The organism is Streptomyces luteolus (assembly GCF_029968015.1).
In the GTDB taxonomy this organism is placed as follows: domain Bacteria; phylum Actinomycetota; class Actinomycetes; order Streptomycetales; family Streptomycetaceae; genus Streptomyces; species Streptomyces luteolus.
This window is the reverse complement of record NZ_JASCIS010000094.1, coordinates 1-6,080: the sequence shown is the minus strand read 5'-3', so window position 1 is coordinate 6,080 and position 6,080 is coordinate 1. Positions and strand designations below refer to the sequence as shown.

Annotated in this window: 4 protein-coding genes; all 4 read left to right on the top strand. The window is 66.8% G+C overall.

Annotated features, from left to right (window positions below):
• The first annotated feature begins 154 nt into the window (after positions 1–154).
• The 4 genes from QIT00_RS38485 (at position 155) to QIT00_RS38470 (ending at position 5,983) form a co-directional block, all read left to right on the top strand.
• A complete protein-coding gene (locus QIT00_RS38485; protein ID WP_282540158.1) occupies positions 155–1,600 on the top strand; it encodes a site-specific integrase in 1,446 nt (481 codons plus the stop codon).
• Between the two features lie 311 nt (positions 1,601–1,911).
• Positions 1,912–3,495 carry a hypothetical protein gene (locus tag QIT00_RS38480; protein WP_282540157.1) on the top strand — a complete coding sequence of 528 codons (1,584 nt, stop codon included), beginning with the start codon at positions 1,912–1,914 and terminating at the stop codon, positions 3,493–3,495.
• Positions 3,492–5,585: a hypothetical protein gene (locus QIT00_RS38475; protein ID WP_282540156.1), complete on the top strand. Its 2,094-nt coding sequence runs from the start codon at positions 3,492–3,494 to the stop codon at positions 5,583–5,585. Before QIT00_RS38480 ends, QIT00_RS38475 begins: the two co-directional genes overlap by 4 nt.
• A complete protein-coding gene (locus QIT00_RS38470; protein ID WP_282540155.1) occupies positions 5,582–5,983 on the top strand; it encodes a hypothetical protein in 402 nt (133 codons plus the stop codon). Before QIT00_RS38475 ends, QIT00_RS38470 begins: the two co-directional genes overlap by 4 nt.
• The last annotated feature ends 97 nt before the right edge of the window (positions 5,984–6,080 follow it).

Here is a 6,080-nt window from a genome sequence, read left to right as displayed (position 1 = left end):
ACCCTGGCTTGTGCACGCTCGGTCAGTGACCAAGTAGCTGTACGGTCCGCGGGTGTTAAGCCATGGAGCCTGGTCAGTCCACTACAGCTCGCGGGATCTGCCGCAGCCTGAGTCGCGGCCCTGGCATCTGCAACTTTCCCCAGTTGAGTGGGAGTTGTGGCTCGACGACCTGGGCATTCCTGACGGCACGCCGTACCTGTTGTCGCCGCGCTTCGTCTACGACACGGACCTGAACTCGTACTTCCATCGGGTGAACCTCCTGGAGGGTCCGCTGAACAGTCAGATCAACCGGGCGTCGGCTCTCTGCAGGAAGCTGAACTTCCTGCACCAGAGCCGGGGCGAGAAGGGCTGGCGGGACGCGACCGAGGTCGATCACACGGCCTATCACTACTGGCGGCGCCTTGATCCCCGCGGACCGCGAGTCGATGGGGACACGTGGAGCCAGGAGGTCTCGCACCTCCAGCAGTTCTACGTCTACGCGAAGCGCAAGCAGTGGGTGCCGGAAGTGCCGATCCCGCAGCGGCCGCGACGAGACGGGAAGGCTGAGCAGAAGGGGACCAGGCGCCGTTCGAGGCCGGTCGACACCGGGGAGACGGTGCCGGCGACTTACGCTCATGACACGGGTGGCGAGGTGATCGAGTGGCTTCCCGCACCGTCTTACCGACGATGGCGAGACGTGGGAGTCCTCGGCTACGACCGCGAGGGCCTGCCCCGGGACAACTTCCGCGGCCGGTGGGCTTCGCGCAACGGAACCTTCACCGACTCCACGGTCCGCACCGGCCTGCGGCTGGAAGAGCAGGCCAGCCGTCTGGTCACGGAAGTGCCGACCGGCCCCGGCCCGGCCGGCTACAGCAAGTCCTGGCTGTCCAAGGCGATCGCGAAACGGAACTCAGCGCGCTGGATCTACGAGCCGGCCTCGGTTCGGCGGGACCTGACGGCCTACGCGGCCGAGGACCGGCGGTGGGTCATCGAGGAGGCCCGCGACGCAGGCCGCTACCGGAAGATCCGACGGCCGATCGTGATCTTCGATCCGCAGAGGCCGCACCTGGCTCAGTACACGAGCGGCATCAACCTCGGCGAGAAAGTCGATGTCCGGCTGCTGGGGCCTCGTGAGCGACGGCGGCTGCTGATCGACACCGAACAGGGCCTGGAGCCCGCGATGTTCTGGCTCGGTGAGAGCGGGATGCCGCTGACCTTGTCGGCCTGGAAGGACATGTTCACCACCGCCAACCAGCGGTGCGAAGAGCAGGGCCTGGACCTCTTCGCCCACGCCCACCTGCTAAGACACACATTTGCCGTCATCACCCTCGAACAGCTCCAACGCGGGCACATCGCCGCACTCGGTGACATGAATCCGGCCCAGCGACTGCACTACCAGCGGATCTTCGGCGACCCCATGGACTGGGTCCGCCGCAGACTCGGACACGCCTCCCAGGTGTCGACCTTGATCTATCTGCACGCCCTGCAGGAACTGGAGATGGAAACTCGCATGGCCCTGGTCCCCGACACTTGGGAGGACCCCCGCGACACCCCGGCCGCGGCCCTGGGCGACGAGAAGCCCCCGAAGGACCTGCCCGAGGAGAAGGAGACGACGCGGTGACCCGCCGGGGCCGGGGCAGCACCGGACCGGGCCGCAGGTCAGCTCTGCCAGCCGCAGACTACGAGGCCCCAGCACTCGTTCACGAAGGGGCATCAGGAGGACTCGTCGTCGACTTCCACGGTGAGGACGGCAGACAGGGCACGTTCGACGTCGGCAAACTGCCGTTGCCCGGGTGGCATCCTCTCCTCGCCGAGGCATTCGCGATGCGGACCGGCCCCAGCGGCGGAATTCGCACTCTCTCCGGAGCCCAGAACAGGTGGCTGCCGCTTCGGCGATGGACGTACTTCCTGGCATCGCTGGACCCTCAGCCTGTGACGCCGACGCAACTCACGCGCTATCACGTCAACGCCTTCCACACCCGCACTGACTCCGCGGCTGGCACGCGACAGAGCGACATGGCGGAACTGCAGGTGTTGTTCGGCCAGGAGAAGATCCGGGACCAGATCCCCCTGGAGGCTCGCGACGCGTTCGCGAGGCGCCTGCCAAAGCCCAGAACGAGCCCGGAGGGCGGGTACTCGGCCGGCGAACTGGACCGGCTGACTGCCGCCGCACGGGCGGACACCGCCCGGATCGTCCGACGCATCCGCGCCGGCGAGGAGTTGGTACGCCGCCAGCAGGACCGGTCCGAGGACATCCCTCCACAGCAGCAACGGCTGGCCCAGGTGCTTGCGGCCATAGCTGAGACCGGGGAAGTCCCCCCGTGCACGGGGATTCAATGGCGGGAACGGCGTGAACTCGCTGCCCGGCTGTTCTTGACCTGGAGCGACCTGGCTCCGTTGATGGTCCTCCTCGCCATCGCGACGGAGCGGAACGTCGAGACGCTCAAAGAGTTGCCCGCCCGTCACCGACTCCTCGAGGGCCGGGCCGTCGAGGTCCGCCTGGTGAAACGGCGTCGCGGATCTGACCGCTGGTTCGAGACTGTCACTTGGGAGATCGGCCCGGAGGGGCGCGAGCTGCACACACCTGGCGGTCTCTACCTCCTCCTGCTTGAACTGACGGCTCGCAGCCGGGCGTTGTGCGGCTCGCCGTCTGCGTTCTGCGTGTGGCGAAATGGCCACCGCGCTCAAGCGCTGGGGACGCGCCACGAACATCACGCACCATTCGAAGCGGATCTGCGGGCCAGCGGACAGCTTCGGCTGAGCACATGGGCGGCGACGCGCACGAGACCCGTCCTGGCTGACGCTCCTGCGTCGACGGCGGGGCAGGAGAGCGTCTCCTCCTCCGCTGAGGTGCCACTTCAGGTGACCTTCAACAAGATCAAGACCAGCGTCGATGCCCGACGGACCCGCCAGCTCGGTGGGCACCTGCCGTCCTCAGCGAAAAGCAACACGGCCCAGGTGCTCTACACCAACTACCTCCGGCCGGATCCGGCAACCCGTGAATGGGCGGAGGGCGTGATGGCCGACGCACTCGCAGACGCCGAGCGGGCCGCTCGGGACGCGCATGCCGAGGCCGTCCGCCGCCGCGGCAGCCCCACCGTCATCCCGAGGGGCGGCACACCGGACGAACTGACAGGAGCCGGCCTGGCTCCAGGAACCGCGCATGATCTGGCCCATGGGCACCTGGACACGGCCTGGAGTGCTTGCGGGGACTTCCAGCACCACCCCGAGACCGGCAGGCCCTGCGGGGACTCGTTCCTGCTCTGCTTCCTCTGCGGCAACTGTTTGATCACCCAAGACCATCTACCGCGTCTGCTGGGTCTGCTCGAAGCCCTGGGACGTCTGCGGCAACGGATGAGCGAGGAGGAGTGGTACAGACGCTACGGCCTCGTCTGGGTCGCGGTCCGCCGCGACATCCTCGGCAAGTTCACCCCGGCACAGGTCGCCCAGGCACAGAAGGCACAGGTCCCCGACGCCCTCCTCGATCTCGTCGAAGCGCCCTGGGAGACGCCATGAACAACCTCATGAGCGTGAGCGTTCACGATGCGCCACTGCCGAACGCGTGTGTCCTGGCCGGGCGCCCGTTGCGGCCGGGGACCCGTCTGGAGGACACCGCACGCTTCAGTGACGATGTCTGGCACCTGGCGCCGGCGATCGTCCAGGTCCAGGAGAAGACAGTGAAACTCAACTTCCCCACGATCCCGGGGCGATTCCGCCCCGCCGCCAAGCGCCTGTTCTATGCCCTGCTCTGCCTGGAGCTGGAATCGCCGTCTGGCGAGGACCGCCTCGCGATCGCCTCGGTCCGCACCGCTTTCGTCGAAATGAAACGCCTGCTGACCTGGCTCGATTCCAGATGGCCCGCCGACCGAGTCGAGCTGTCCTCCATCTCACCCGTCGACCTGGACCGCTACAACCGACATCTGCTGGCCCTCTTCCCCCACCGGGACGGAGCCCGGGAAGCCGCTCGAGCCGCAGTTCGACTTCTATGGCGTTGGCGCATTCACCTCGGCAATGACCAGCTCCGATTTGATCCGCTGCATCTTGATGGGTGGGGCGAACAACGAGCCCAACGTGGTCGGGAGAACGGGACCGACCGACTCCCCGAAGACGTTCTGGGGCCCTTGCTGGTCTGGGCACTGCGGTTCGTCGACGACTTCGCTCCGGACATCCTCGAAGCGGACCACAGATGGCGCGAGCGCCGAGCCACTGGCACAGGGCGAGTGGACAGCCACCGGACCGACGAACGGCTGCAGCAGCTTCTTGATGACCACGTCACCGCACGTCGGCCCCTGCCCGGATACCAGGGAAAGATCAACACTGGCCACCTCGCCGCCACGCTGAAGTGCCACCGCCGAGAAATCGACAAGCGCCGCGAGGCCATCGACGCGGTCGCCGCTGTCGTCGGCCTTGCGGATGCCGCCTTCGTCGACGAAGGCGTTCAGGGCATCCTGGACGGCCGCCCTTGGATCAAGGCGGTCACCACCCACCACGCGCTGCCCACCAGTCTGGCTGCCCTCGCACGCCACCTTCAGTCCGCCTGTTACATCGTGATCGCCTTTCTCAGCGGCATGCGGGACAGCGAGGTCAAACACATCAAGCGCGGCTGCGTGGAGGCCAAGCACGACGAGGACGGCAACGCCTACCGCTGGCGAGTACACAGCCGAGCGTTCAAGGGCGAAGACGATGCAGAAGGCGTCGAGGCGACATGGACCGTCTGCGAGCCCGTCGTTCGCGCAATCCAGGTGCTTGAGCAGTTGCAGCCCACCAGCCAGGACTACCTCATGGGGGCCCTCCGTCACGGACCGGGCCGACCGGAGAAGACCGGCGTTGATCGAGCAGTCGGCGTCGGCGCCACCAACCTGAACCTCAACCTGTTCGCCGCCTTCGTCAACGAGCTCTGCGCAGAGCGGGGACGCACTGACACCATCGCCGCTGGTCAAGGCCATGCGCTCCGGCTCAAGACGAGAGTCTTCAGACGAACTCTGGCTTGGTTCATTGCGCGACACCCTGGCGGCGTCGTCGCCGGAGCCCTCCAATACCGCCATCACAGCATCCAGATGTTCGAGGGCTATGCGGGGACCAGCGATTCCGGATTCCGGGCCGAGGTCGAAAGCGAGCAAGCCATCGCCCGCGGCGAGATCTATATGGAAATGATCGACTCCCACCAGCACGCGGGCCTGGCCGGCCCGTCCGCCGAAGAGGCAGCTCGCCGACTCACGGACTTCGGCGAGCGCGCACAGTTCCAGGGCCAGGTCGCGCTGGACAGACACCGCCTCAAAAGAATCATGAAGCGTCACGACCCGGCGATCTATCTCGGGGAGTACATCACCTGCATCAACGATCCGGCCAAGGCCCTTTGCGAGAAGGCCCGTCGCGGCAACAGCGAAGGACTTCCCTCACATGGCGGCTGCCTGCCGTTGGCCTGCCGCAACGTCACGCTCACCCCCGAGAACATCGTCGCCTGGCAACGTGAGATTGCCCGCCTCGACAAGCGCATCGCCGCCCGGCCGACGCTGCCGCCCCGCCTTCGACAGCTCCTTGAGAGCCGACGAGCCGAGATCGTCGAGTTCCTGACGGTGAACGGGCAGGAGGCCGTTCCGGCATGACCCGCAGCGTCCCCGACCTGCCCGCGGCCCTGGTCCGCAAGCATCTCCAGGAGGTGCTGGACACCTGCCGCGAGACCAACAAGCAGCCCAGCGTCCTCATGCTGGCCCGCCGCCTCGACCTGACCAACACCACCTTCCGCCGCCGCTACCCCGACATCGCCCGAGAGATCGCTGATCGCCGAGCTGTCCCCACGGCTCGTCGCAGTGGTCCGACCGCGCACGACAGGCTCGTCGCCCGCAACGCGAAGCTCCGCCGACGCAATCGAGAGCTGACGGCTCAACTCGCCCTCGCTGCTGCCCAGATCCAGAACCTTGCCCTACGCAACGAGCGACTCAACGAGGCGCTGGAGGAGACGTCGAACGTCACGAGCATCAGGAGCAGGACCTCACGTCGTTGAACAAGGAGCCGCAAGATCCTGTGCTATGCCACCGACCGTCATCGGGGCCAGGACAGAGGAGCGGTCAACGGTCAGTTCTCAACCATGTCCACAAGCT

What these genes read in the sequence shown, in the direction of transcription:
- QIT00_RS38470 (WP_282540155.1), top strand. Translation starts at nt 5,582, where the DNA reads ATGACCCGCAGCGTCCCCGACCTGCCCGCGGCCCTGGTCCGCAAGCAT.
- QIT00_RS38475 (WP_282540156.1), top strand. Translation starts at nt 3,492, where the DNA reads ATGAACAACCTCATGAGCGTGAGCGTTCACGATGCGCCACTGCCGAAC.